This window comes from Chelatococcus daeguensis, from assembly GCF_001887265.1.
Lineage (GTDB): Bacteria > Pseudomonadota > Alphaproteobacteria > Rhizobiales > Beijerinckiaceae > Chelatococcus_A > Chelatococcus_A sambhunathii.
In genome coordinates, this window is record NZ_CP018095.1 from 2,636,326 (window position 1) to 2,659,783 (window position 23,458).

Consider the following 23,458-nt stretch of genomic DNA (forward strand, 5'->3'; position numbering starts at 1 on the left):
TCGGACCGGGGCAACAAAAAAGGGCCCCGAAGGACCCTGCATGCGCCACCAGCCGGACCTGCGGATCATCTCCGCTCCGTCGATGGCGCCCCCGTTACAATAAGAATTGCGCGCATAAGCCGCACGTTCCTTCCACGTCTGTGGCGGGCACGCTAGCCGAGCCCCGCCGGGTGGTCAAGCGGAAGATCGCGCCTGCACGTCGCCCGCGGCGGTCCGCAGGGCCTCGCCGATCGCCTCATGAGCGGCTTCCGGGGCGAGCCACGAGAAATCCGGCAGCTGATGGCGCACCCAGGTGAACTGCCGCTTGGCATAGTGGCGCGTGTCGGCCTGCGCCTTCTCGATCGCTTCCGCAAGGTCGATCTCCCCGCGGATATGGCGGATGAGCCAGGGCACGCCATGGGCCCGCATCACCGGCAGCGCGGGATCGAGCCCCCGCGCCGCGAGCGCCCTCACCTCCTCGAGTGCGCCCGCCTCCATCATCGCCGTGAAGCGGCCATCGATGCGGGCGAAGAGCGCCGCCCGTTCCGGCGCGAGGAAGCATTTGTGGAGGCGCCAGCCGGCGAGAAGCGGCCGGCTGCGCCGGCCGTGAAAGCTCGCGATCGGCTGGCCGGTCGCCGCGAAGACCTCCATGGCGCGCAGGATGCGCAGCCGGTCAGTCGGGTTGAGCCGGGCCGCCGTGATGGGATCGCGCGCGGCAAGATCGGCATAAAGCAGCGGTGTCCCCCGGCCGTCGGCGGCGGCGCGCACGGCCGCCCGCACCTCGTCCGGCACCGGCGGGATCTCCGACAGCCCCTCGCAGAGCGCCTTGAAATAGAGGCCCGTGCCGCCAACGAAGATGGGCAGCCTGCCCTTCGCCTCCGCCTCGGCGAGCACCGTTGCGGCATCGGCGAGGTAGCGCCCGACGGAATAGTTCACCGCCCCGTCCACGTGTCCGTAGAGCCGGTGCGGCACCATTGCCTCCTCGGTCGCAGACGGCCGCGCGGTGATGGTGCGCAGGTCGCCGTAGACCTGCATGGAATCGGCATTGACGACGATGCCGCCATGCTCCTGCGCGAGCGCGAGCGCCAATGCGGACTTGCCGGAAGCCGTCGGCCCTGCGATGAGGACGGCTCGCATCCTTTCCGTCACGATCTTCTCCGGCAATGACTGAGACCTTGACCCACGTCGCTACTCTCATAACCAATCCGGCCACGCCCGTCCTCAGCCAAGATCTGGTCGCGGCGGCGGCCAGAAGTCTCGAGACGGCCTCGGCGCCGGCCTGGCTGGACGAAGGCGTGGCGGCCGACATCAACTTCACGCCCCGCGAAGGCGTGTCTGCCCGCGAAAGACTGCGCGCGACGCTGAGCGATGCACCCGTCGACATCGTCGTGCAGCCCCTCGCTGGCCGGCGCAAGCGCCTGTTCCTCGCCGACATGGACTCGACCATGATCGGGCAGGAGTGCATCGACGAGCTCGCGGATCTCGTCGGACTGAAGGCGGAGGTCGCGGCCATCACCGAGCGCGCCATGCGCGGCGAGTTGCCCTTCGAGCCCGCGCTGCGCGAGCGCGTCGCCCTCCTCGGCGGCCTGCCGGTCTCGGTGGTCGACCGCATCATCGCCGAGCGCATCACCCTGACGCCGGGCGGCACCGAACTCGTGCGCACCATGCGCGCGAAGGGAGCCTATACCTGCCTCGTGTCCGGCGGCTTCACCCTGTTCACAGGCCCCATCGCCGCCCGCATCGGCTTTCACGAGCACCGTTCGAACCTCCTCGTCACGGAGAACGGCACCTTCACCGGGCGGGTGGAGGAGCCCATTCTCGGGCGCGAGGCCAAGCTGTCGACGCTGCACGAGCTGCGCGCGCGCTTCAACCTCGCCGGCAGCGAGACGCTGGCGGTCGGCGACGGCGCCAACGATCTCGCCATGCTCGCCGAAGCGGGCCTCGGCGTCGCCTACCATGCCAAGCCGGCAGTGGCCGCGGCTGCCCATGCCCGCATCGACTATGGTGACCTGAGCGCCCTGCTCTACGTCCAGGGCTATCGCCGCGCTGAATTCGTGACCTGAGCCCGCCGGCAAACAGAAAGGGCGGCCCGGGGGCCGCCCTTCCTCACGCCGTGCGAGACGGTTCACTGCAGGCTGAGGGCCACGAAACGCACTTCGCCCTGGGCGGAAGAGACGAGCAGAAGCACGGACTTCTTGCCCTCCTTCTTCACGGCGTCGATGCGCTTGGTCACGTCCTGCGGGCTCGCTACCGGCTCCTGATTAACCTCGACAATGACATCGCCAGCCTGAATGCGCTTGTCGGCTGCGGCCGAATTGGGATCGACACTGGTGACGACGACGCCCTTGATGTCGTCCTTGATGTTGTAGCGCTGGCGCAGCATGCCATTGAGCGCCGACATTTCGAGGCCGAGCGCCTGGCTGACCGCCGGCTTGTCGCTCTGACCGCTCTGGCCGGGCGTCGCATCGTCCGTCGCCTCCTCGAGGCGGCCGAGGGCGATGCGCTTCCTCTCTTCCTTGCCCTTGCGGATGATGACGACCTCAACCTCCTTGCCGACGGGCGTCTGCGCCACCATCAGCGGCAGGTCGCGCGATTGCGCCACCGGCTTGCCGTCGAAGGAGACGATGACATCGCCGACTTCGATGCCGCCGGCCTTGGAGGGGCCCTTGTCGTCGACACCGGCAACGAGCGCGCCGCGCGCCTTGTCGAGGCCGAGCGCCTCGGCGGTGGCATCGTCGACGTTCTGGATGCGCACGCCGAGCCAGCCGCGGCGCGTCTCGCCGAAGTCGATGAGCTGGCGGATCGTCGGCTCGGCGAGCGAGGACGGCACGGCGAAGCCGATGCCGACCGAGCCGCCCGTGGGCGACAGGATGGCGGTGTTGATGCCGATGACCTCGCCGTTCATGTTGAACAGCGGACCGCCCGAATTGCCCTTATTGATGGCGGCATCGGTCTGGATGTAATTGCCGAAGGCTGACGAATCGATGTCGCGCTTGTTGGCCGAGACGATACCCGCCGACACCGAGCCGCCGAGGCCGAAGGGGTTGCCGATGGCGAGCACCCAGTCGCCGATTCGCAGCGCCTCGGAATCGCCGAAGCGGACGGCCTTGAGCGGCCGATCCGGCTTCACCCTGAGCACGGCGAGGTCGAGCTTCGAATCCTTGCCGACGATCTCGGCCTTGAGCTTGCTGCCGTCGGTGAAAACGACCGTGATATCGTTGGCTTCGCCGATGACGTGGTTGTTGGTGACGATGATGCCGTCGGCATCAATGACGAAACCCGAGCCGAGCGAATTGGAGCGGCGCTGCTGGCGCGGCGCGTTGTCGCCCTGTCCGCGGCGGTTGAAGAATTCCTCGAAAAGGTCCTCGAACGGCGTGCCGGGCGGCAATTGCGGGAACGAGGGGCCGCGCGCCTCCACTGTGGTCGAGGCCGAGATGTTCACCACGGCATCGATGACCTCCTGGGCGACATCGGCCAATGATTCCGGCCCGCGCGCCAAGGCAGCGGTAGGGAGCTGGACGGCCATGACGGCCGCCACCGCAAGGGCCGAGAACGCGCGCCTCAGCCCCGAGCCGCCGATAGCGCGTGGAATGGGCGGAAGAAATGTCATTGTGATCCTCGTTCCCTGGAGCGCAGGCCCGCGCCCCCGTGTCGCTGGTTGCCCCGGCAGCGGCCCGCACCGCGGAACCTTCCGGTCTACCGAGGTTTCATTCTTCAAATGCGGCGGAACGGCGGCTCGCACACGCAACTGTGCGTGATCGTGCCTGCTGCCGCAAGGCGCCCCGCGCAGAGCAGGGTGCCGAAACGGACGGCCGCATCGGGCGGCCCCGCCTCAGGCGCCGCCCCAGCGCACGTACCAGATGATGACGACACCCACGACCGCCGAGACAACGCCGACGAGCCGCATGCGCTCCACGGGCGCCTCGGACGCCTCCGCCAGCGCCCGTTTGGCCGCGGTCGGAAAGGCCGCGAAGATGAGCCCTTCAATGGCCAGCACGAGGCCGAGCGCCGCGAGAAAATCCGTCATACGCCAGCGCCCCCCTCGCTCGCGCCGTCAGGGCGTCGCCAGGCTCGACTGCGGCCCCGGCGCAGGTTGCTGCTGCGGCGCGGGCGGCCGGTCACCTCCGGCCGGAGCCGAGTTGCGCCCGAAGGCGTTGCCGAAATAGCGGAAGAAGTCCGTCTCCGGCGCCAGGACGAGCCGCGTGTCCGAAGCCTGCAGGCTCGTCTCGTAGGCCTGCATGGAGCGGTAGAACGCGAAGAAATCCGGGTCGCGCCCGTAGGCCTCAGCGAACACACGATTGCTCTCGGCGTCGCCCTCACCGCGCAGTTCCTGCGCCCTCCGGTCGGCATCGGCCTTGATCACCGTCACGTCGCGATCGGCACGCGCCCGAATGCTCTGGGCGATCTGGGATCCGTTGGCGCGGATGTCGGCTGCCTCGCGCTGACGTTCCGTCTGCATGCGCTGGAAGACCGCCTGGCTGTTGGCCTGCGGCAGGTCGACACGGCGCAGCCGCACATCGACGACAGTGATGCCGAAGCCCTGAGCCTGCTTGTTCACGTCGTCGCGGATCTCGCGCATCAGCCTGGCGCGCTGTTCGCGCACGATGTCGGTAAAGGTCGCATCTGCCAGCACGGCGCGGGCCGTGGAATTGACGATGTTGCCGAGCCTCAGGTTGGCGCCGGCGACATTGTTCACCGTCTGGTAGAAGCGCACCGGATCGGTGATGCGGTAGCGCGTGAAGGCATCGACGACGAGACGCTTCTGATCGGCGGCGATGACCTCCTGCTCGGACAGGTCGAGATCGAGCACGCGCTTGTCGACATAGACGACGTTCTCGACCAACGGCACCTTGAAGTAGAGCCCCGGCTCCATGACGACCTTGCGCACGCCGCCGAAGCGCAGCACCAGGGCGGACTGCGTCTGATAGACGATGAAGGTCGAGGCGTAGACAAGGATAAGCGCCGCCGCAACAAGGATGAGGCCGCCCATTTTCCAGACGTTGCCGTTCATCGGGCCGCTCCCTGCTGCAGGTTACCGCGCGACTGCTGCGGCTGTTGCGGCTGTGGCCGCATGAGCTCGTTCAACGGCAGGTACGGCAGCACGCCTTGCCCGCCCCCCTTCTGGTCGATGATCACCTTGTCCATGCCGCCGAGCACACGCTCCATGGTTTCGAGGAAGATGCGCTCGCGCGTCAGCTCGGGCGCGGAGCGATAGGTCTCGTAGACCTGCGTGAATCGGGATGCCGCACCCTGGGCCTCGGCGACGACTCGTTCGCGATAGGCCTCGGCCGATTGCAGGATCTGAGCTGCCTGGCCGCGGGCTTCCGGTACGATGCGGCTTGCGTAAGTCTCGGCTTCGTTGCGCATGCGGTCCTGGTCCTGCCGAGCCGCTTGCACGTCGCGGAAGGCGTCGATGACCTGCTGCGGCGGGTCGACCTTCTGCAACTGCACGAGGCGGACCTGCACGCCCGCTCCATAGCTGTCCAGCGTCTCCTGCATGAGCTGACGCACCTCGCCTTCGATGGCGACACGGTCGGTCGTCAGCACGGTCTGGATGTTGCGCCGTCCCACGACCTCGCGCATGGCGCTCTCGGCCACGGCCTTGATGGCAGCATCGGGATTCTGCAGGTTGAAGACATAGTCCTCGGGCCTGGCCGGATCGATCTGCCACTGAACGGCGAAGTTGATGTCGACGATGTTCTCGTCGCCCGTCAGCATCAGGCTTTCTTCCGGCACCTCGCGAGCGGCCGCGACACGGCGCGTCGTGTCGCCGGTGCGCATGCCCACCTCGATGGTGTTGACCGTCGTGACCTCGGGCTTCACCACGGTGCCGATCGGATACGGCAGGTTGTAGCGCAGGCCCTCGTTCGTCTTGCCGACATATTTGCCGAAGATGAGGTTGAGGCCGACCTCGTTGGGCCGCACGGTATAGAAGCCCGTCGCGAGCCAGAGCAGCACGGCGCCGAGCACGATGAAGGCGACCCCTCGCCCGCCCATGCCGCCGCCGGGCAGCATGGTCTTCAGACGGTCCTGGCTGCGCCGGAGCAATTCCTCGAGGTCCGGAGGCGTGTTGCCTCCCCCGCCCTGCGGTCCTGTACCCCACGGGCCGCCGGGCTTCTGGCCCCACGGTCCGCCGCTCTGGTTGCTCCAAGGCATGCTGAGACGTTCCTCACCTGTTTCCGGGCGGCCGCAGCCGCAGCGTTGCAACGATCCGCCAGCGTTGATGGGTTGTCCATCCCCGGCCTGTCAAGGTCGGAAGTGGGGAATGAAGCGCTGAACGTCAACGGTTTTCGACGGTTGGTGCCCCCGGCGACCGTTCACGTTTGCGCTTGTAGTTGATGAAGGTGAACGCGTGCTCGTCCTCGGCGCCGGCCGGGTGCGCCTCGCGGCTCGCCTCCGCGAAGATTTCCGGGTTGATCGCCGGGAACACGGCATCGCCGGCGGGAGCGGCATGGACGCGGGTGAGCAGGATCTCGTCCGCAAGCGGCAGGCACTCGGCGTAGACCTGCGCGCCCCCGGCGACCATCAACCGCCCGACACCGAGGCGGCGCGCCGCCTCCCGCCCGAGCGCCAGTGCCTCGTCAAGGCTCGATGCCCGCACGATGTCCGGTGGCAGCTCGCCGCCCCCGCGCGTCAGCACGATCGTCTCGCGGCCGGCGAGCGGCTTGCCGATCGATTCGAAGGTCTTGCGCCCCATCAGCACGGGATGGCCCATCGTCAGGCTGCGGAAGCGCCGCATGTCCGTGCGCAGCCGCCAGAGCAGCTGGTTGTCCCGGCCGATGACGTCGTTATCCGCGGCCGCAACGATGATGGCGAGCGCAACGGGTGCGCCACCCCCGCTCACGGCGCCTGCTCCGCCAGTTTCGCCAGCGCTTCGCCCGTGACGCGGCAGACGGTCCATTCATCCATCATGCGTGCGCCCTGGCGCTTGTAGAAGCCGATCGCGGGCTCGTTCCAGTCGAGCACCCACCACTCGAGCCGCCCGAGCCCCTCATCGACGCAGCGCCGGGCGAGATGGGAAAGGAGAGCCCTGCCGATGCCCTCGCCGCGGAAGGCCGGACGCACGAAGAGGTCCTCGAGATAGAGGCCGTGCCGGCCGAGAAAGGTGGAGAAATTGTAGAACCACAGGGCAAAGCCCGCCGGCTCGCCCCGCCACTCGGCGATGTCGCAGAAGACGCGCGGATTGGCACCGAAGAGCGCCGCGCCGAGATCGCCCTCGGTCGCTTCGACCTCGTGGGCCAGCTTCTCGTAGTCAGCAAGCTCGCGCACGAGCGCCGCGATGAGGCCGAGATCGGCCGGTTGTGCAGGACGGATGACGAGGGACATCGCGGGTCTTCTTCGGTGAGCCTTCCGGGGCGGGAGCCCTCAAACGGCGACGGGCGCCCTGATGGCGGGATGGGGATCATAGTCCTCGATGACAATGTCCTCGAAGGTAAAGTCGAAGATCGAGCGCACCGCCGGGTTGAGCACGAGGCGCGGCAGCGGCCGCGGCGCGCGTGCAAGCTGCTCGCGCGCCTGGTCGAGGTGATTGAGGTAGAGATGCGCATCGCCGAAGGAATGGACGAAGTCGCCGGGCACGAGACCCGTGACCTGCGCCATCATCTGCGTCAGCAGGGCATAGCTCGCGATGTTGAAGGGCACGCCGAGGAAGACGTCCGCCGAGCGCTGGTAGAGCTGGCAGGACAGGCGCCCGTCGGCGACATGGAACTGGAACAGGCAGTGGCAGGGCGCCAGCGCCATCCTGTCGATTTCGGCCGGGTTCCAGGCCGACACGACAAGGCGCCGCGAATCGGGGTTGCGGCGGATTTCGTCCACCACCCAGGCGATCTGGTCCACCGTGCGCCCGTCGGCACCTTCCCACGCGCGCCACTGCTTGCCGTAGACCGGGCCGAGATCGCCATTCTCGTCCGCCCACTCGTCCCAGATGCTGACCTTGTTCTCCTGGAGATAGCGCACGTTGGTGTCGCCCTTCAGGAACCACAGCAGCTCGTGGACGATGGAACGCAGATGAAGCTTCTTGGTCGTGACGAGCGGAAAGCCCTCGGCAAGGTCGAAGCGCATCTGGTGGCCGAAGACGGACAAGGTGCCCGTCCCGGTCCGGTCGCTCTTGCGCGCGCCCTCGTCGAGCACGCGGCGCAGCAGGTCGAGATAAGCGCGCATCGTCGCCTCACGTGATTCCGTCCCGTCGAGGCATAGCATCGGCAGCGGCGCCGGTGAATGCCTCCGGCGCCGGCGAAGGCGGGTTGCGGGCCACGAAAGGACGAGCGCAGACGTTCATCCGTCTGCGCCCGGAGGCAACCGACTTTCACAATGAAGCCGTGGCGCCGCAATACACGAATGGCCGCCACGACAACGACCTGGTCAGAACAAAATCGTATGGTTATTGTTGTTTAATCATACACATATAATGCCAAAAAGCACCCAAATAATGCTTCACACATCTCTCATGTCAACAAATATAACTTTAATAACTGAAATTTACTCATAAAATAAATAGCGACAACATATCTTCTCACGCGCGCTCTCGCAGGCTGCAGGGCTACAGCCCTGTCGGGAGGGCGTGGCAAGCTGCCGTTCGGATGGCATGTCGCCGGCCCTCCCTTGCCTGTCGGCAACTGCGCGAGAATGGCGCTCAAGGCCTTCCATCGGGCCGAGAAGGCCCCTATATTCTGGATGCCGTCGCAAGGCGGCTATGGCGATAAACGGCCATCGCAATAAACCCATCGGACCCGGGGGCGGTACCCGGCGCCTCCACCCAAACGCGAGCGGGCCTCGCGTTTCGGCGGGGGCGAAATAGGATCGACGAGGGTGTAAAGGGTGCGCTTTCGCTCGGCATGGTTCCGCCGTTATCGGGCCGAACTTATAGTTGCCAACGACAACTATGCTCCGGTCGCCGCGGCTGCGTAACGCAGCTTAGGTTACCGATCCAAAGTCCTGACGGTTAGCCCCGGCAGGCGGGGTTCGGAGGCACCTGGCAACAGAAGCCTCCACTTCCTTGTCAATCGCCGGCTCAGAAGGCATCGCTCCGGAACACATGGCGAAGGATCTCATCCGCTACGACCTGCTCGTCCAGGAGGCGCTCAGGGGCGTTGTGCGCAAGCTGCTGGCCGATGCCGTGCGCGACGGCCTGCCCGGCGACCACTATTTCTACATCTCCTTCCGCACTGATCATCCCGGCGTACGGCTGTCGAGCCGCCAGCGCGAGCGCTATCCGCACGAGATGACAATCGTGCTGCAGCACCAGTTCTGGGATCTTGCCGTCACGGACCAGGCCTTCGAGGTCGGCCTGTCGTTCCAGGGCGTGCCCGAGCGGCTGATGATCCCCTTCGAGGCCGTGGTCGGCTTCTACGACCCCTCGGTCCAGTTCGGCCTCAAGTTCGGCCAGGATGGCGAGACCGGCGAGGCCGAAGGCGGGGGACCGACACCGGCTGCCGCAGAGGTGCGAGACGCCCCCGAGCCGGCCGAGGTGATGCCCTCCGCGGAGAGGATCGAGACTCCGGCCGCAGAGGCGCCCAAGGCGGGGGAAAAGGCGACCGCCGCCGAGACACCGGTCGCGGAGCGCGAGCCCCAGGACAACGCGGACGGCAAGGGCGCCCAGGTGGTTAGCCTCGACGCCTTCCGCAAGAAGACCTGATGGGCCGGGCCGCTCCCGCTGCACGGTACCTCCGGCCGCTGCCACGCGAACTGCGCCTGTTCGCCCTTTGACATGAAAGGCGACTGCCATGTCCGACTCATCCGGCAAGATCGCATCCGGCACGTTTTCCGAAGCGGAGAGCGCCGTTCGGCAGGAGGAGGACAGCTTCGGTCCCATCGCCGTTCCGGCCGCCCGGTACTGGGGCGCCCAGACCCAGCGGTCGATCCAGAATTTCCGTATCGGCGACGAGCGCATGCCGCTGCCGCTCATCCATGCCCTCGCCCTCATCAAGCGCGTTGCTGCGGAAACCAACGGCGAATTGGGCCTTCTGGAGCCGCGCCTCGCGCAAGCCATCGCCGCCGCCGCCGACGAGATCCTCGAGGGGCGGCACGACGAGGAGTTTCCCCTCGTCGTCTGGCAGACCGGCTCGGGCACCCAGACCAACATGAACGTCAACGAGGTCATCGCCGGTCGCGCCAATGAGATCCTCGGCGCCGGCCGCGGCGGCAAGAGCCCGGTCCACCCCAACGACCATGTCAACCTCGGCCAGTCGTCGAACGACACCTTTCCGACGGCGCTCCACATCGCAGCGGCGACCGAGATCGAACGCCATCTGCTGCCGTCCCTCGCCCATCTCGGCGGCGTCATCGACGCCAAGGCCCGCGCCTTCGCCGACATCATCAAGATCGGCCGCACCCACCTGCAGGATGCGACGCCGGTGACGCTCGGTCAGGAATTCTCCGGCTATGCGGCGCAGATCGCGCTCGCCATGGATCAGATCCGCGCAGCGGAGCCGGGCCTCCTCTCCCTGGCCCAGGGCGGCACCGCCGTCGGCACCGGGCTCAATGCCCATCGCGACTTCGCCATGCGGTTCGCGGCCCGCGTCGCCGAGCACACGGGGCTCGCCTTCACCTCGGCACCGAACAAGTTCGCCGCCCTCGCCGGCCATGAGGCCGCCGTTTTCGCCCACGGCGCCCTGGCCAGCACCGCGACCGCCCTGTTCAAGATCGCCAACGACATCCGCCTGCTCGGATCGGGGCCGCGCTCGGGCCTCGGCGAGCTGTCGCTGCCCGAGAACGAGCCTGGTTCCTCGATCATGCCCGGCAAGGTCAACCCCACCCAGGCCGAGGCCATGACCATGGTCTGCGCCCAGGTGCTGGGCAACAACACCACCGTCGCCTTTGCGGCGAGCCAGGGACATTTCGAGCTCAATGTCTTCAAGCCGGTGATCGCCCATGCCCTGCTGCAGTCGATCCGCCTCCTGGGCGACGCGGCGACGAGCTTTGCCGACAATTGCGTCGCCGGCATCACCGCCAACGAGGCGCGCATCGGCGAGCTCATGGGCCGCTCGCTGATGCTTGTCACGGCGCTCGCACCGCATATCGGCTATGACAACGCGGCGAAGATCGCCAAGGCAGCCCACAGGAACGGAACGACGCTGCGCGAGGAGGCGCTGGCCTCCGGCCTCGTCCGCGCCGAGGACTTCGACCGCTGGGTCGACCCGTCGGGCATGCTCGGCCCGCGATAAGGAGGGCGTCATGGCCGACATCGTGAACCTGCGCATGGCCCGCAAGGCGAAGTCCCGCAGCCGGAAGGAGGCTGAGGCCGAAGCCAATCGCGTCCGCTTTGGCCGGCCGAAGGCCGAGCGTCTCAAGACCGAGCGTGAGCAGGAGAGGTTGGCGCGAGCGCACGAGGGCCACCGGCTGACGACGCCGGACGAAGACGCATGACGCCCCCCGGCCGCGCCGGCATCGTCAAGCGCTCGCTGGTGATCGCCGGGCACAGCACGAGCGTGTCGCTGGAAGAGCCGTTCTGGGCAGCGCTCAGGGAGATGGCTGCGGCGCGCGGCATGTCCGTCGCCCAGGCGGTCGCTGCCATCGACGAGGAGCGCGGCGGACGGAACCTGTCCTCCGCCATTCGCGTGGCGGTGCTTGCCTATGTTCGGGACGCGGCGCGTGGCTGAGCTGTGTCAGCGGGCCGTCGGCCGGATATCGAGCGGCCCGCCCTGAGGAGGCGGCGCGCGGACGGCTGGCGCCGTCGGAGCTCGGGGCGAGGCGTCACTGCCGCCCATGGGCGAGACCGCCGTCGCCCCTGCCCCATCCGGCTCAAACTCCGGCAGGCGATGGATAGCTGGAAGCTGAAGCTGTGTCGGCCCGCGCCCCTCCTGCGACTGCGGCTGCAGGCGGAACGGGGTTTCGGATGGGACAGGCGCCTGCTGCCGCTGGCTCTCCTCGCGTAGCAACTCCTCCAGCCGCCTCTGATCCTCCCGGCGCTGCAACTCCTGCTGCCGCTGCGCCTCCTCCTCGCGCCGCCTCGCTTCCTCTGCCGCCCGGCGCTCGGCCTCGCGGGCCCGCTGCTCGCGCTCCGCCCTGAGGCGGCGGTTGTGGAAGGCGCGCTCGCGCGCATCGGCCTCCATCGCCTCGATACGTTCGAGCTCGCGCACGATGCCGATGGCGGCAAGGCCATTGGCGAGGCTGCCCGCATCGAGGCTGCGCACCGGCGCATCGACCGGCCCCGACCAGACGGCCATGGCCTGGGGCGCCGGCCCGGTCCAGCCCTTGGGTGACGTCGCCGCGATGACGGTCGCGCGCAAGTCGACAGTGAGGCTGCGCAGGTCAAGCGTGCCAGAGAGCGTCCCTTCGGCCACGCCGGCTTGCGCCGGCATCGTCAGAGGGCCGAAGCGCAGGACGCCGCCCGACAGGCTGACGGGGCCAGACAGCTGCGGCAAAGGCCATGCGCCCGCGTCGAGCGCCTCGGCGAGCGCCGTCGTCACGGCCGGCAGGTCCGGCCGCAGCGTGTCGGCGGCGAGTGCCTGCGCCACCATGCGGGAGACGGCTGACGGATCGAGCCCCGAGATGGACGCATCCGCCAGCGACAGGGTGGCGCCGCCGGCAAGATTGGCCACAAGCCGCGCCGGGCTTTCCCCGGCCGTGCCGATCTCGAAATCGCCGCTGAGGGTACCGGGAAGCCTCCGCCCGACGATGGCCGAAAGCGGAATGGCCGTGAGCTTACCGCGCGCCGATATGGCGGCGAGGGAGCCTTCCCGGCGCATCGTCATACTGGTCTTGATCCGGCCGCCCGATAGCTCGCCATTGAGGTCGTCGATGGCGAGCCCGGCCGGATGCAGCGACAACCGCAGCGTCGCATCGCGCAAAGTGAGCGTCGGCGTCAGGACCAGACGGCCGACGGTCAACGTCAGGACACCGTCGGCAGGCGGGGCAGCGGCACCAAGGCGCTCGCCAGACCATGCGCGCCCGTCGGGCGCCATGGGCAGGGGGCCTAGCGCGAGCGTCGCGACATCGGCGAGCGCCAAACGCTCGAAATGGACCGCCCCCTCAAGACGACCGCCCTCGTCCACCGTCAGGCGCCCGTGCAGCGGAACGCCGCCCGCCGTCGCCGCAAGGTTGACGAGCGACAACCCCTTGCTGCCGAGCGTCGCATCGGCGGTCAGTTCGAGCGGCAATGCCCCCGCGCCCAGCAAGGGCCGCGCCAGCACCTCCGCGAGCCGACCGAGGTCGCCCGCCTTCATCGTCACCCGCCCCGCGAACAGCGGCGCCGTCTCGGAAAAGCTGAAGGTTCCCTCGCCGGACAAGCTGGCCCCGGCAGCCGCGAGCGAGAAGCGCCCGGCCATGTCGTCGAGCGAAGGGCCGCGCGCCGAGACCGACAGGCGCCCGCCCTCGCCGTCCGGCAGGGGCAGGACATCGAAGCCGAGTTGCCCGAGCAGCTGCGCCCCGTCGCCGGCCGCGAGGCTGATCTCAAGCTCCGCGCCGACCCCTGAAGCGGGCGGCAGCGACAGCCCCATGTCCACCTCGGTGTCGCCGATCCTGCCGTCGGCCTTGACGAAGAGCGGCGCACCCGCGTCCACGCGCGCCGCTTCGAGCCTGAGGCGGAGCGCCCCGCCGTCCGCGACCGCGCGCGTCAGCGCGGCCGCGGCGCGCGCCGGCAGGAAGCGGGCAGCGAGCGCGGCGAGCGCCTGCGGACGGTCGGCGTCGATGGTCGCGCCCAGCCTCCCGCCAGCGGCATCGATGCGCCCTTGCGCCTCGATCTGTGCGCCGCCGAAACCCGATGCATTGAGATATTCGACCACGATGCCCTGCGATCCGGCCTCCACGAGGGCACTGAGGCGACCGAGTGCATCGCCGCCGGACGCACCGAGCCCAAGGTCGCGCGCATCGAGCGACAGGCCGATGTCGGCGCCGGAAGCCAGGGCGAGCAGCCCGTCGAATTGTGGCAGGGCGGCGATATCGACCCTGCTCGCCGTCACCTCGGCCTCGTAGCGCGGGCGCCCGCCGCTGCCATCCGCGGGCATGAAACGGATCGCGCCGCCGACCTCCGCCTCACCCGCCTTCACGGCGATGTTGCGCGCGCCGATGCTGCCGTGATCGAGCGCGAGCTCGGCGCTGGCGGACAGTCGCGGCAGGCCCGCGAGCGCTTCGGCCAGCGACTGCGGCGCCCCCATGCGCACCAGCGCCCGCGCGAACACCAGCGGCTGGCCGCTGTCGAGCGAAATGGACCCCGTTCCCGAGATGTCGTGCTTCGGCCCGCCGAGCGGGATGAGCCCCTCGCCGCGTGCCGCGATGCGGGTTTCCCCCGGCAGCCCGAGATCGAACCGGGACAGGGCGAGGACGTCCCCGTCGCGATGCAATCCGGCCGTGAGCGGGCCGAACTCCTCGCCCGCGATCGCCAATGCCTCGAGCGACAGGTCGAGGTAGAGCGGCAGTTGCGCAAGCACGGTGGCCGCGTGAAGCCCGAGCGCGCCGTCGTCGATCCGCTCGCGCAGCACGTCGAGGTCGACGCGCCGGCCGCCGAGGCTCGCCCGGAGGGCCGGCCGGCCGCCGAGGTCGAGCGTCGCCGTGCCCGTCAGCGCAAGGTCCTTGTTGCCCTCGCCGTGGGTGACGTCAAGCGTGAGGTCGCGCGCCGAAAGGCTGCGGATGTCGCCTTCCACGGCGCCGGAGAGCATGATCTGGCGGGGCTCTCCGGTGCCGGCCAAGGGTTCGGCGTATCGCACGGTGGCCACAAGACCGGGCAGCAATCGCCCGCTGAGCCCCTCGGCGAGCTTCAGCAGGCCATCGACGTCAAGAAGGCCTCCACCCGCGGCACGGCCCAGCACGGCCTTGAGCCGCATGTCGCCGCCGTTTTCGCGCACCCCAGTCGCGATGCGCAGCGGCACGCCCTGCACCTCGCCCTCGATTCGCCACGGCCCCGCGAGGCTCGCCGCCACGACCTCAGCCTCGATGTCGCCGATGCGCGCGATCTCGCTGCCGGTTGCAGCTTCCACGCGGATCTCGCCGCGCGAAATGCCGAGACGCTCGATGGCGATCTCCACGTTTGCAGCGGAGACGGAGCGCGGGCGCGGCACGGCGAGTGCCCCGTCCTCCCCGACACGCACCGTGAGTACCGGCGCATCGAGCGCGGCCTCGATTACCCGCACCTCACCCTTGACGAGCGGCATGGGCGCGACCTCGACCGATACGCTCCGGGCGGAGAGCCGGGCCCCGCCGCTCTCGCCCAGGCTCACGTCGCTCAGCATGATCTCCGGCGTCGGCAGCAGACGCAGCTCGATGGCACCGCCCGTCCGCACTGGCAGCCCGAGGGCCTCGCCCAGCACGCCCTCCACCTCGCCGCGATGCGCCTCCCAGTCGATGAAATAGGGCACCGCGAGAGCCGCGCTCAACACAAGGATGAGGAGGATGGCAAAGACCGTCAGAAAGTCGCGCACGCTCGTGGGCTCGGCTGATCGAGGTTTTCACCTCACTTTAGCGGATTTGACGGCGCGGCTATGGCGAGCCTTGCATCGCCAACCGCGGCTCGGCCCTTCCATCTCTGGCACGACAACGGGGCAAGCTCAATGGACCGGGCGCCGGCCGATGATTTCGCCAGCGTCGCCGGGCAGCAGCCACCGCCTCGCCGCGTCTCCCGCCATGAAGCGGGCGTGGCGCGCAGCAAGCGCGGCGAGCGCTTCGCCGGATCCCGGTTGCGTCTTCCCGGCTTCCTGCACCTTCCACATGTGCACGCACCGCCAGCCCCCGCCCGGCCCCCGACGCAGACGGCGCAGGCTGCGGCCGGAAAAGACGGTGCCCCGCAGGTCGCGGACGACGGGCAAAGCCTTGCCCGGCGCTGCCACGAGATCGACCAGCCACAGCTCATCACCTGCATCGAAATCCGCTTCGACGAGTTCGCGCCCGCCCGTCAGGAGCCCATCGGCCGCCTCTCGCGTCAGATAGGCCCAGGTGGCGAAGGCCTGCGGTTCCCCGTCGGCAAGGTAGAATTTGATCTGCCCGCGTGAAATGGCCGGCACGAGGCGCCGCTCGATATCTTGAAGGCGCATGTCGCGATACCGTGGCGAGCGCGGCAGCAGGGAAATCGCGGCGCCGAGCGCCTGCTGCTCCCAGAAACGGGTTGCCTTCATCTGAAAACGATCTTGCTTTGAAAATAGAGAGGCGATCACAATGCGCGCCTCTATAGCCCAACCCGATCGCATAAAGAAGAAGCAGAATGTCGGGTCCCGGCCTTGTGATTGCCGTCGGGGCGGGGCGGAGAAGCAATACGCCTCCCCACACCGGGCCTTCACGAGCGCGGCGGCAGCGTCTTGCCGGGATTCATGATGTTGAGGGGGTCAAGCGCGGCCTTGAGCGTGTGCATCACCGCGAGCGCCGGCGCGCCATGCTCCTCGACGAGATAGACCATCTTCTTCTGACCGACGCCATGCTCGCCGGTGCAAGTGCCGCCCATGGCGATGGCGCGACGCACGAGCCGGTCGATGAAGCCCTTCACCCGCTCCACCTCGTCCGCATTGTCGAGGTCGAGGAGAGGCTGGCAATGGAAATTGCCGTCGCCCACATGGCCGGCAATTGGCGAGATGAGGCCGCTCGCCTCGATGTCGCGCTTCGTCTCGTCAACACATTCGGCGAGGCGGGAGATCGGCACGCACACGTCGGTGGCAACCGAGCGTGCGCCGGGCCGCAGCGCCAGCGCCGCCCAATAGGCGTCGTGCCGTGCCTGCCAGAGGCGGGAGCGATCCTCGGGCTGGGTCGCCCAGTCGAAGGCGCCGCCTTCGAACTCCGCCGCGATCTCGCCGAAGCGCTCCGCCTGCTCCTTCACGCCCGCTTCCGTGCCGTGGAACTCGACGAAGAGCATCGGCGTCTCCTGGAGGCCAAGCTTGGCGTGCAGATTGACGCCGCGAATCATCACCTCGTCGAGCAGCTCGATGCGGGCAACCGGCAGGCCCATCTGGATCGTGGCGATGACGGCGTCGCACGCGGCCTTCACGGAGGGGAACGGGCATACGCCGGCCGACACCGCCTCGGGAATGCCGACGAGCTTCAGCGTGACCTCGGTGATGACGCCGAGCGTGCCCTCGGAGCCCACGTAGAGCCGCGTCAGATCATAGCCGGCTGAAGTCTTGCGGGCGCGCGTCGAGGTCTTGACGATCTCGCCCGCCGGCGTGACCACCGTGAGCGCCAGCACATTGTCCTTCATCGTGCCGTAGCGGACCGCATTGGTGCCTGAGGCCCGCGTCGCCGCCATGCCGCCGAGAGAGGCGTCCGCCCCCGGATCGATGGGGAAGAAGAGCCCCTGGTCGCGCAGGTGCTCGTTGAGCTCCTTGCGCGTGACGCCCGCCTCCACCGTGCAGTCGAGGTCCTCCGCATGGACGGCGATGATGCGCTTCATGCGGCTCATGTCGATGGACACGCCGCCGTAGGGAGCATTGACATGGCCTTCGAGCGAGGTGCCCGTACCGAAGGGGATGACGGGCATGCGATGCGCCGCGCATAGCCGCACGATCTCCGCGACTTCCTCGGTGTTCTCGGGGAAGACCACGGCGTCAGGCGGCTGGTTAGGGATCCACGTGAGGGTATGGCCGTGCTGCTCGCGCACGGCCTGACTCGTGACGAGGCGGTTGCCGAAGCGCTCGGCGAGCGCGGCGACGACGGCCGCCACGGTCGTCTCGTCCGGTCTTGCCGGCTGTTCTGCGGCGGAGGTCATGCGCGAATCCTCGGGCTATTGCTCATGGGCTCGAGCGCATCTTCTATGCCCTTGCGCCGCGCACAAGTGCGCATTCGTCGCAAGGCGACACGATTCGTTAGGTTTGCATTCAGGTTGGAATGCTTAAACTTTGATCCTGGGGTGCCTCGCCCGGCGCCCGGCAGCCAGCACGATCCGGAGAGGTTCCTTGCGCAACCCGGCAGACGCACCGGCCCTGTTCTTTGCCCCCTTCGTCTCCTCGACCATGCGGGCGGAGGCGCACTGGATCGACTATAACGGCCACCTTAACGCCGCCTACTACAACGTCTTCTTCGACCGGGCGGTGGACGAGGCGTTCGGGCTCGTCGGCCTCGGCCCCGGCTATGTCGAGGAGCGCAAGGCCTCCTTCTTCGTGGTCGAGAGCCATATCCGCTACCGGCGCGAGCTGCGCGAGAACGACCCGGTCCGCGTCACGCTGCAACTCCTCGCCTTCGACGAGAAGCGCATCCACTATTTCATGGAGCTGCATCACGCCGCCGAAGGCTGGCTGGCGGCCTCCTGCGAGAACCTGTCGCTGCACGTCGACATGCGCACGCGCAAGGTAGCGGCCTTCCCGCCGGACATCCTGGCGAACCTCGCCGTCATGCGTGCGGCGCATGCCCGTCTTCCGCATCCGGAAGACGCCGGCAGGTCCATCACCATGCCGGAGCGGGGCGAGGACGAGTACGAGCCTCAGATCGCCTCCGGCACCCGCCACTGAGCGACATCAGCAGCGCGGGCATTCCATCGTGCGCAGGGGCTGCTGAAAGCGGTCGATCTGCTGCTGCTGCCGCATCTGGTTGAATTCGAACTGCTGCTGCTGCCGGTCCTGCGAACGCTGCAGCTCGCGCGTCACATCGCGGTCAGACTGGCGATATTGCCGCTCTACGCGGTTGAGGGCCCCTTCCTGGCCGTGCGCCGGCAGCGGACCGGCGGCGAGGCCGATCATGAGCGCCGCGCCCGCGGCAAGGGCCGGCGCGAGCAACACCATTCTGCGGGGCATCCTGTCCACTCCTCTCATCATGCCCCCTATATAGGGGCCGCGTGCCTCCCCTCCTAGGCCGGCGAGTGACCGCGACACTCGACGCCGTTCGCCTTTTGGTCCATGGTCCGACCGATGACTCGCGTACCCACACAGGGCCCTGCGTCCGGCCCCGACGATCTCGCCCACACGCCCCGCCCCGGCTCGCTCGCCGCCCGGGCGCGCGCGGCCGCCGCGCCGACGCCCTACCTCTCCGGTCTCAATGCCGAGCAGCGTCGGGCGGTGGAGGCGACCGAAGGCCCGGTCCTCGTGCTCGCGGGCGCCGGAACGGGCAAGACGCGCGTCCTGACGACGCGCATCGCCCATCTCATCGCGACCGGGCTCGCCTGGCCGTCAGGCATCCTCGCCGTGACCTTCACCAACAAGGCCGCGCGCGAGATGAAGGAGCGCGTCGCCCACCTCGTCGGCCCCGCGGCGGAGGGCATGCCCTGGCTCGGCACCTTTCACGCCATCGGCACCAAGATCCTGCGCCGTCACGCCGAGCTCGTCGGGCTCAAGTCCGACTTCACCATCCTCGACGTCGACGACCAGATCCGGCTGCTGAAACAGGTGCTGCAGGCCGAGAACATCGACGACAAGCGCTGGCCGGCCCGCCAGCTCGCCAGCCTCATCGACGGCTGGAAGAACCGCGCCCTGCAGCCCGCGAAGGTACCGCACGGCGAGGCCGCCGCCTTCGCCCACGGGCGCGGCGCGGAACTCTATGCGCTCTATGAGGAGCGGCTGAAGATCCTCAACGCGGCGGATTTCGGCGACCTGCTGCTGGAATCGATCCGGCTCTTCCAGGAGCATCCCGACGTCCTCGCCGACTACCAGCGCCGCTTCCGCTACATCCTCGTCGACGAGTACCAGGACACCAACGTCGCCCAGTACCTGTGGCTGCGCCTCGTTGCCCAGGCACACCGCAACCTGTGCTGCGTCGGCGACGACGACCAGTCCATCTACGGCTGGCGCGGCGCGGAGGTGGACAACATCCTGCGCTTCGAGCACGACTTCCCCGGCGCCACCGTGGTGCGGCTCGAGCGCAACTATCGCTCCACCGGCCATATCCTTGCCGCCGCTTCGCATCTCATCGCGCATAACGAGGGTCGCCTCGGCAAGACCCTGCGCACCGAGGACGAGCCGGGCGAGAAGGTCACCGTCACCGGTGCCTGGGATTCGGAGGAGGAGGCCCGCCTCATCGGCGAGGAGATCGAGGCCTTGCAGGGAAAGGGCCATCCGCTCTCCGAAATGGCCGTGCTCGTGCGTATCTCGGCGCAAATGCGCGAGATCGAGGACCGCTTCGTCCAGCTCGGCCTGCCCTACCGCGTCATCGGCGGCCCGCGCTTCTACGAGCGCATGGAGATCCGCGACGCCCTCGCCTATCTGCGCTGCGTCGTGCAGCCGGCCGACGACCTCGCCTTCGAGCGCATCGTCAATACGCCGAAGCGCGGCCTGGGTGATGCCACGCTGCAGGTGCTGCACGCCCATGCCCGCGCTGCGCGCATCCCGCTCATGGAGGCGGCGCGCTTCATCGTCGAGACCGAGGAGTTGAAGCCGAAGCCGCGCAGGACGCTGCGCGACCTCCTCGCCAATTTCTCGCGCTGGTCGCAGAGCCTCGAGGCGACGCCCCACACCGAGCTCGCCGAGACGGTGCTGGAGGAATCGGGCTATACTGAGATGTGGCAGAAGGACCGCTCGGCCGAGGCCGCGGGCCGGCTCGAAAACCTCAAGGAGCTCGTCCGCTCGCTCGAGGAATTCCCCGACCTGCCGAGCTTCCTCGAACATGTCTCGCTCGTCATGGACGCGGTCGAGAGCGACAGCGACGACCGCGTCAGCATCATGACCCTGCACGCCGCCAAGGGGCTCGAGTTCGACACCGTCTTCCTGCCCGGCTGGGAGGAAGGGCTGTTCCCGAACCAGCGCGCCCTCGACGAGAGCGGCCGTGCCGGCCTCGAGGAGGAGCGGCGCCTCGCTCATGTCGGCCTCACGCGGGCGCGGCGCCGGGCCAAGCTCTATTTTGCCTCCAACCGCCGCATCCACGGCCTGTGGAATTCGACCATCCCGAGCCGCTTCATCGACGAATTGCCGGAGGCGAGCGTCGAGGTGACCGAAGCGCCGGCTGCCTATACCTACGGCAGCTACGGCCAGAGCCGCTTCGACATGGCCGAGCCCTTCCGCTCCTCCTATGCGACGCCGGGCTGGCAGCGCGCGCAGGCCAACAGCGCCGGCTGGGGCGGTGGACGCGGCGGCCAATCCGGCAGCTTCGCGTCGGGGCGCGGCGCCGGCGCGAGGCGTGGCGGACCGTTGATGATCGAGGGCGAACTCGTCGCCAAGTCGACGGGAACAGCCTCGGCCTTCGGCACGGGCGACCGTGTGTTCCATCTCAAGTTCGGTCCCGGCACGGTCGCGGCTGTGGACGGCAACAAGCTCACCGTCGATTTCGACAAGGCCGGCCGCAAGATGGTGCTCGACAGTTTCGTCGAACGCGGCAGCTGAGGGGAGACGAGCCAATGAGCTTTTGGAAGGGACTTTTGGGCGGGCTCTTCGGCGGCGGGCGGGAGGCCTCGCCCGAGGATGCGCCTGCGGGCGAGGCCGTGGAATACAAGGGCTTCCGCATCCGCCCCGCGCCCTACCCCGCCGGCGCCCAGTTCCAGACCGCCGGCATCATCGAGAAGGAGATCGGCGGCGAGACAAAGGAATATCGCTTCGTGCGCGCCGAGACCCACGCGAGCCGCGGCGACGCGGAGAATTTCGCGCTCACCAAGGGCCGGCAGATCATCGACGAGCAGGGCGAGCGCATCTTCAAGGATTGAGATCGCTTGCATCACTTTTGTTCAAGACCGGCCTCGAGCGCTTTCGCGTATGATGGCGGCATGGATACGGTGACTCAGGAAGAGGCTGTTGCGGCGACGCCGCTCGCGGATGACGAGCGGGCGCGTTTCTTCGCGGCTTCGCCCTTCGGCGGGCTGGAGTGCCTGACCGCCACCTTCCGCTTGCATCGCTACGCTCCGCATGCGCACGAGACCTATGCCGTCGGCGCCATCCTCGCGGGCTGCGAGACCTTCTCCAGCCGCCGGGGCCGCGGCTATGCGGGACCGGGTGAACTCGTCTTCATGAACCCGCACGAGGTTCACGACGGCGCCCCGCACGACGGCGGCTATGCCTACCGCATGAGCTATCCGTCCATCGAGACGCTGGGCGCCGTCGCCGCGGAAGTCAGCGGGCGCTCAGACGTGGGCATCCCCTTCTTCCCGCAGCCCGTGGTGCACGATCCGGCCGGCTTCGCCCTCTTCGTGGAGGCCCATGTGGCCCTCCAGGAGGATGAGGACGCCCTCAAGGGCGCCGAACTCCTCTACAGGTTCCTGTCCCTCGTCATCGTGCGCCATGCCCGCCTGCCCGCGCGCGAGCCCGGGCGTGAGCACGGCCCCGTCGCGCGCGTCAAGGCGCTGCTCGGCGAGCGTTTCGCCGAGCCCCTCACGCTGGAAGACCTGGCAGCGGAGGCGCGCCTGTCACGCCATCATCTCATCCGCGCCTTCGCGCGCGAGACGGGGATGACCCCGCACGCCTTTCTCGTCAATCGCCGCATCAATGCCGCCGAAACCCTGCTGCGCGCCGGGCTTTCGCCGGCCGAGGTGGCGCAGGCGACAGGCTTTGCCGATCAGAGCCACCTCACCCGCGCCTTCAAGCTGCGCCGCGGCGTCACGCCCGGCGCCTACCGCATGGCCTTTGCCCGATGAACAAGCCCTTTGCGCCCTCGGCGCCGGTCGACATGGCGCGCGAGCGCGCGGCCGGCATTCGCGACATCATGCCCGTGATGGTCGCCGCCGCCCCCATCGGCCTCCTGTTCGGCGCCCTGTGCGCCGGCAAGGGGCTGAGCCCGGCCGAGGCCGGCCTCATGTCCGTCCTCGTCTTCGCCGGCGGAGCCCAGTTCGCGGCGCTCGAACTGTGGACGTGGCCGGTGCCCATCGCCACGCTCGCCTTCTCGACCCTGCTCATCAACGCCCGCCACATCCTCATGGGTGCCTCGCTGGCGCCGAAGATGCGCAGCTTCTCCCTCGGCCAGAAGCTCGCCGGCTTCTACGTCCTCACCGACGAATCCTGGGCGCTGGCCGAGCGGCGGGCGAAGGACCGGCCGCTCACCCCGGCCTACTGGTTCGCAGTCGCGGGACTGCTGCCCCTCTGCTGGGTGGGCGCAACCATCGCCGGGGCCGTCCTCGGCTCGTTCCTGGGCGATCCGGCGCGCATCGGCGCGGATTTCGCCTTCACCGCGCTTTTCATCGGCCTCATCGCCGGCTTCTGGAACGGCCGCGTCAGCGCCGCCGCCATCGGCGCGAGCGCCGCCGTCTCGGCCGCCACCTATTTCGCCTTCGGCCCGCCGTGGCACGTGGCGGCCGGCGCACTCACCGGCATCGCCGCCGCCTATGTCGCCGCCCCCGCCGGCGAGGAGCCTCCGGAGGCCGCATGACCATCGACCCGACCACCCTCGCCGCCATCCTCGCGATGGCGGTGATCACCTACCTCACGCGCATCGCCGGCATCTTCCTCGTCGGACGGCTCGCCCTCTCCGGCCGCGCCAAGGCGGCCTTCGACGCCATCCCGCCGGCGGTGCTCGTCGCCGTCATCGCACCGACCGCGCTCGCCACCGGCTGGCCGGAGACGCTCGCCGCCCTCGTCACCGCCGTGGCCGCGACGCGCCTGCCCCTCCTCGCCACCATCGCCGTAGGTGTCGCGAGCGTGGTCCTGCTGCGGATGATCGCGGGATAGGCACGGCAGCCGCGATTTTCAGCCGTCATGCCCGTGCTTAGCACACGAAAACGGGG

General features: G+C 68.7%; 23 protein-coding genes and 1 other RNA gene. 12 read left to right on the forward strand and 12 right to left on the reverse strand.

What is annotated here, in order from left to right:
• Positions 1-174 precede the first annotated feature (174 nt).
• Positions 175-1,116, reverse strand: coding sequence for a tRNA (adenosine(37)-N6)-dimethylallyltransferase MiaA (miaA, locus tag BOQ54_RS12560; RefSeq protein ID WP_071924499.1), 942 nt, complete (start codon positions 1,114-1,116; stop codon positions 175-177).
• A 26-nt stretch (positions 1,117-1,142) separates the two neighbouring features.
• Between miaA and serB the strand changes: the two genes are divergently transcribed.
• Positions 1,143-2,042, forward strand: a complete 900-nt coding sequence (serB, locus tag BOQ54_RS12565) for a phosphoserine phosphatase SerB (RefSeq protein WP_186437984.1) — start codon at positions 1,143-1,145, stop codon at positions 2,040-2,042.
• A 62-nt stretch (positions 2,043-2,104) separates the two neighbouring features.
• On the opposite strand, the gene BOQ54_RS12570 is transcribed toward serB, so the two are convergent.
• The 7 genes from BOQ54_RS12570 to BOQ54_RS12600 all read right to left on the reverse strand — a co-directional run bounded on the left by BOQ54_RS12570 (position 2,105) and on the right by BOQ54_RS12600 (position 8,139).
• The gene (locus BOQ54_RS12570) at positions 2,105-3,589 is read right to left on the reverse strand and encodes a Do family serine endopeptidase (protein ID WP_055457432.1); all 1,485 of its coding nucleotides are present in this window, start codon (positions 3,587-3,589) and stop codon (positions 2,105-2,107) included.
• Between the two features lie 222 nt (positions 3,590-3,811).
• Positions 3,812-4,006 carry a DUF2065 domain-containing protein gene (locus BOQ54_RS12575; protein ID WP_055457433.1) on the reverse strand — a complete coding sequence of 65 codons (195 nt, stop codon included), beginning with the start codon at positions 4,004-4,006 and terminating at the stop codon, positions 3,812-3,814.
• Between the two features lie 27 nt (positions 4,007-4,033).
• Entirely contained in the window at positions 4,034-4,990 is a 957-nt protein-coding gene (gene hflC, locus BOQ54_RS12580) for a protease modulator HflC (protein ID WP_055457434.1), read from the reverse strand.
• Entirely contained in the window at positions 4,987-6,135 is a 1,149-nt protein-coding gene (hflK, locus tag BOQ54_RS12585) for an FtsH protease activity modulator HflK (protein ID WP_063189249.1), read from the reverse strand. Before hflK ends, hflC begins: the two co-directional genes overlap by 4 nt.
• 124 nt (positions 6,136-6,259) lie before the next feature.
• A complete protein-coding gene (locus BOQ54_RS12590) occupies positions 6,260-6,823 on the reverse strand; it encodes a dihydrofolate reductase (RefSeq protein WP_055457436.1) in 564 nt (187 codons plus the stop codon).
• Positions 6,820-7,305: a GNAT family N-acetyltransferase gene (locus BOQ54_RS12595; protein ID WP_055457437.1), complete on the reverse strand. Its 486-nt coding sequence runs from the start codon at positions 7,303-7,305 to the stop codon at positions 6,820-6,822. The genes BOQ54_RS12590 and BOQ54_RS12595 overlap by 4 nt, the downstream gene beginning before the upstream one ends.
• Before the next feature lie 39 nt (positions 7,306-7,344).
• Positions 7,345-8,139 (reverse strand): thymidylate synthase, encoded by a 795-nt coding sequence (locus BOQ54_RS12600; protein WP_071924011.1) that lies wholly within the window; start codon positions 8,137-8,139, stop codon positions 7,345-7,347.
• Positions 8,140-8,615: 476 nt separating this feature from the next.
• Between BOQ54_RS12600 and ssrA the strand changes: the two genes are divergently transcribed.
• The 5 genes from ssrA to BOQ54_RS12625 all read left to right on the forward strand — a co-directional run bounded on the left by ssrA (position 8,616) and on the right by BOQ54_RS12625 (position 11,576).
• Positions 8,616-8,971, forward strand: a transfer-messenger RNA (tmRNA) gene (gene ssrA, locus BOQ54_RS12605).
• A gap of 42 nt (positions 8,972-9,013) precedes the next feature.
• A complete protein-coding gene (locus BOQ54_RS12610) occupies positions 9,014-9,613 on the forward strand; it encodes an SspB family protein (protein ID WP_055457439.1) in 600 nt (199 codons plus the stop codon).
• Between the two features lie 88 nt (positions 9,614-9,701).
• Positions 9,702-11,141, forward strand: a complete 1,440-nt coding sequence (gene fumC, locus BOQ54_RS12615) for a class II fumarate hydratase (protein WP_071924012.1) — start codon at positions 9,702-9,704, stop codon at positions 11,139-11,141.
• Positions 11,142-11,151: 10 nt separating this feature from the next.
• Positions 11,152-11,343 carry a DUF4169 family protein gene (locus BOQ54_RS12620; RefSeq protein ID WP_071924013.1) on the forward strand — a complete coding sequence of 64 codons (192 nt, stop codon included), beginning with the start codon at positions 11,152-11,154 and terminating at the stop codon, positions 11,341-11,343.
• On the forward strand, positions 11,340-11,576 hold the full coding sequence (locus BOQ54_RS12625) for a ribbon-helix-helix domain-containing protein (RefSeq protein WP_063189257.1): 237 nt from the start codon (positions 11,340-11,342) through the stop codon (positions 11,574-11,576). Before BOQ54_RS12620 ends, BOQ54_RS12625 begins: the two co-directional genes overlap by 4 nt.
• Before the next feature lie 6 nt (positions 11,577-11,582).
• On the opposite strand, the gene BOQ54_RS12630 is transcribed toward BOQ54_RS12625, so the two are convergent.
• The 3 genes from BOQ54_RS12630 to BOQ54_RS12640 form a co-directional block, all read right to left on the reverse strand.
• On the reverse strand, positions 11,583-15,332 hold the full coding sequence (locus BOQ54_RS12630; protein ID WP_071924014.1) for an AsmA family protein: 3,750 nt from the start codon (positions 15,330-15,332) through the stop codon (positions 11,583-11,585).
• A gap of 126 nt (positions 15,333-15,458) precedes the next feature.
• Entirely contained in the window at positions 15,459-16,022 is a 564-nt protein-coding gene (locus BOQ54_RS12635) for a toxin-activating lysine-acyltransferase (RefSeq protein WP_055457444.1), read from the reverse strand.
• Positions 16,023-16,180: 158 nt separating this feature from the next.
• Positions 16,181-17,599, reverse strand: coding sequence for an FAD-binding oxidoreductase (locus BOQ54_RS12640; protein WP_055457445.1), 1,419 nt, complete (start codon positions 17,597-17,599; stop codon positions 16,181-16,183).
• A gap of 187 nt (positions 17,600-17,786) precedes the next feature.
• Between BOQ54_RS12640 and BOQ54_RS12645 the strand changes: the two genes are divergently transcribed.
• Complete coding sequence (locus BOQ54_RS12645) at positions 17,787-18,338, forward strand: thioesterase family protein (protein ID WP_245280432.1); 552 nt, start codon at positions 17,787-17,789, stop codon at positions 18,336-18,338.
• Between the two features lie 6 nt (positions 18,339-18,344).
• Here BOQ54_RS12645 and BOQ54_RS12650 read toward each other — a convergent pair whose 3' ends face one another.
• The gene (locus BOQ54_RS12650; protein WP_141659639.1) at positions 18,345-18,620 is read right to left on the reverse strand and encodes a hypothetical protein; all 276 of its coding nucleotides are present in this window, start codon (positions 18,618-18,620) and stop codon (positions 18,345-18,347) included.
• Positions 18,621-18,734: 114 nt separating this feature from the next.
• Between BOQ54_RS12650 and BOQ54_RS12655 the strand changes: the two genes are divergently transcribed.
• Genes BOQ54_RS12655 through BOQ54_RS12675 form a run of 5 tightly spaced genes read left to right on the forward strand, consistent with a single transcriptional unit; the run spans position 18,735 to position 23,402 of the window.
• Positions 18,735-21,134, forward strand: coding sequence for an ATP-dependent helicase (locus tag BOQ54_RS12655; protein ID WP_055457447.1), 2,400 nt, complete (start codon positions 18,735-18,737; stop codon positions 21,132-21,134).
• A gap of 14 nt (positions 21,135-21,148) precedes the next feature.
• On the forward strand, positions 21,149-21,451 hold the full coding sequence (locus tag BOQ54_RS12660) for an HlyU family transcriptional regulator (RefSeq protein WP_055457448.1): 303 nt from the start codon (positions 21,149-21,151) through the stop codon (positions 21,449-21,451).
• A gap of 60 nt (positions 21,452-21,511) precedes the next feature.
• Entirely contained in the window at positions 21,512-22,375 is an 864-nt protein-coding gene (locus BOQ54_RS12665) for an AraC family transcriptional regulator (RefSeq protein ID WP_055457449.1), read from the forward strand.
• Entirely contained in the window at positions 22,372-23,103 is a 732-nt protein-coding gene (locus BOQ54_RS12670; protein WP_063189264.1) for an AzlC family ABC transporter permease, read from the forward strand. The genes BOQ54_RS12665 and BOQ54_RS12670 overlap by 4 nt, the downstream gene beginning before the upstream one ends.
• On the forward strand, positions 23,100-23,402 hold the full coding sequence (locus tag BOQ54_RS12675; protein ID WP_055457451.1) for an AzlD family protein: 303 nt from the start codon (positions 23,100-23,102) through the stop codon (positions 23,400-23,402). Before BOQ54_RS12670 ends, BOQ54_RS12675 begins: the two co-directional genes overlap by 4 nt.
• Positions 23,403-23,458: the final 56 nt, after the last annotated feature.

Coding starts and splice junctions, on each gene's coding strand:
- miaA (WP_071924499.1), bottom strand. CDS start 1,116: ATGCGAGCCGTCCTCATCGCAGGGCCGACGGCTTCCGGCAAGTCCGCA.
- serB (WP_186437984.1), top strand. CDS start 1,143: ATGACTGAGACCTTGACCCACGTCGCTACTCTCATAACCAATCCGGCC.
- BOQ54_RS12570 (WP_055457432.1), bottom strand. CDS start 3,589: ATGACATTTCTTCCGCCCATTCCACGCGCTATCGGCGGCTCGGGGCTG.
- BOQ54_RS12575 (WP_055457433.1), bottom strand. CDS start 4,006: ATGACGGATTTTCTCGCGGCGCTCGGCCTCGTGCTGGCCATTGAAGGG.
- hflC (WP_055457434.1), bottom strand. CDS start 4,990: ATGAACGGCAACGTCTGGAAAATGGGCGGCCTCATCCTTGTTGCGGCG.
- hflK (WP_063189249.1), bottom strand. CDS start 6,135: ATGCCTTGGAGCAACCAGAGCGGCGGACCGTGGGGCCAGAAGCCCGGC.
- BOQ54_RS12595 (WP_055457437.1), bottom strand. CDS start 7,305: ATGTCCCTCGTCATCCGTCCTGCACAACCGGCCGATCTCGGCCTCATC.
- BOQ54_RS12600 (WP_071924011.1), bottom strand. CDS start 8,139: ATGCGCGCTTATCTCGACCTGCTGCGCCGCGTGCTCGACGAGGGCGCG.
- BOQ54_RS12610 (WP_055457439.1), top strand. CDS start 9,014: ATGGCGAAGGATCTCATCCGCTACGACCTGCTCGTCCAGGAGGCGCTC.
- fumC (WP_071924012.1), top strand. CDS start 9,702: ATGTCCGACTCATCCGGCAAGATCGCATCCGGCACGTTTTCCGAAGCG.
- BOQ54_RS12620 (WP_071924013.1), top strand. CDS start 11,152: ATGGCCGACATCGTGAACCTGCGCATGGCCCGCAAGGCGAAGTCCCGC.
- BOQ54_RS12625 (WP_063189257.1), top strand. CDS start 11,340: ATGACGCCCCCCGGCCGCGCCGGCATCGTCAAGCGCTCGCTGGTGATC.
- BOQ54_RS12635 (WP_055457444.1), bottom strand. CDS start 16,022: ATGAAGGCAACCCGTTTCTGGGAGCAGCAGGCGCTCGGCGCCGCGATT.
- BOQ54_RS12640 (WP_055457445.1), bottom strand. CDS start 17,599: ATGACCTCCGCCGCAGAACAGCCGGCAAGACCGGACGAGACGACCGTG.
- BOQ54_RS12650 (WP_141659639.1), bottom strand. CDS start 18,620: ATGCCCCGCAGAATGGTGTTGCTCGCGCCGGCCCTTGCCGCGGGCGCG.
- BOQ54_RS12655 (WP_055457447.1), top strand. CDS start 18,735: ATGACTCGCGTACCCACACAGGGCCCTGCGTCCGGCCCCGACGATCTC.
- BOQ54_RS12660 (WP_055457448.1), top strand. CDS start 21,149: ATGAGCTTTTGGAAGGGACTTTTGGGCGGGCTCTTCGGCGGCGGGCGG.
- BOQ54_RS12665 (WP_055457449.1), top strand. CDS start 21,512: ATGGATACGGTGACTCAGGAAGAGGCTGTTGCGGCGACGCCGCTCGCG.
- BOQ54_RS12670 (WP_063189264.1), top strand. CDS start 22,372: ATGAACAAGCCCTTTGCGCCCTCGGCGCCGGTCGACATGGCGCGCGAG.
- BOQ54_RS12675 (WP_055457451.1), top strand. CDS start 23,100: ATGACCATCGACCCGACCACCCTCGCCGCCATCCTCGCGATGGCGGTG.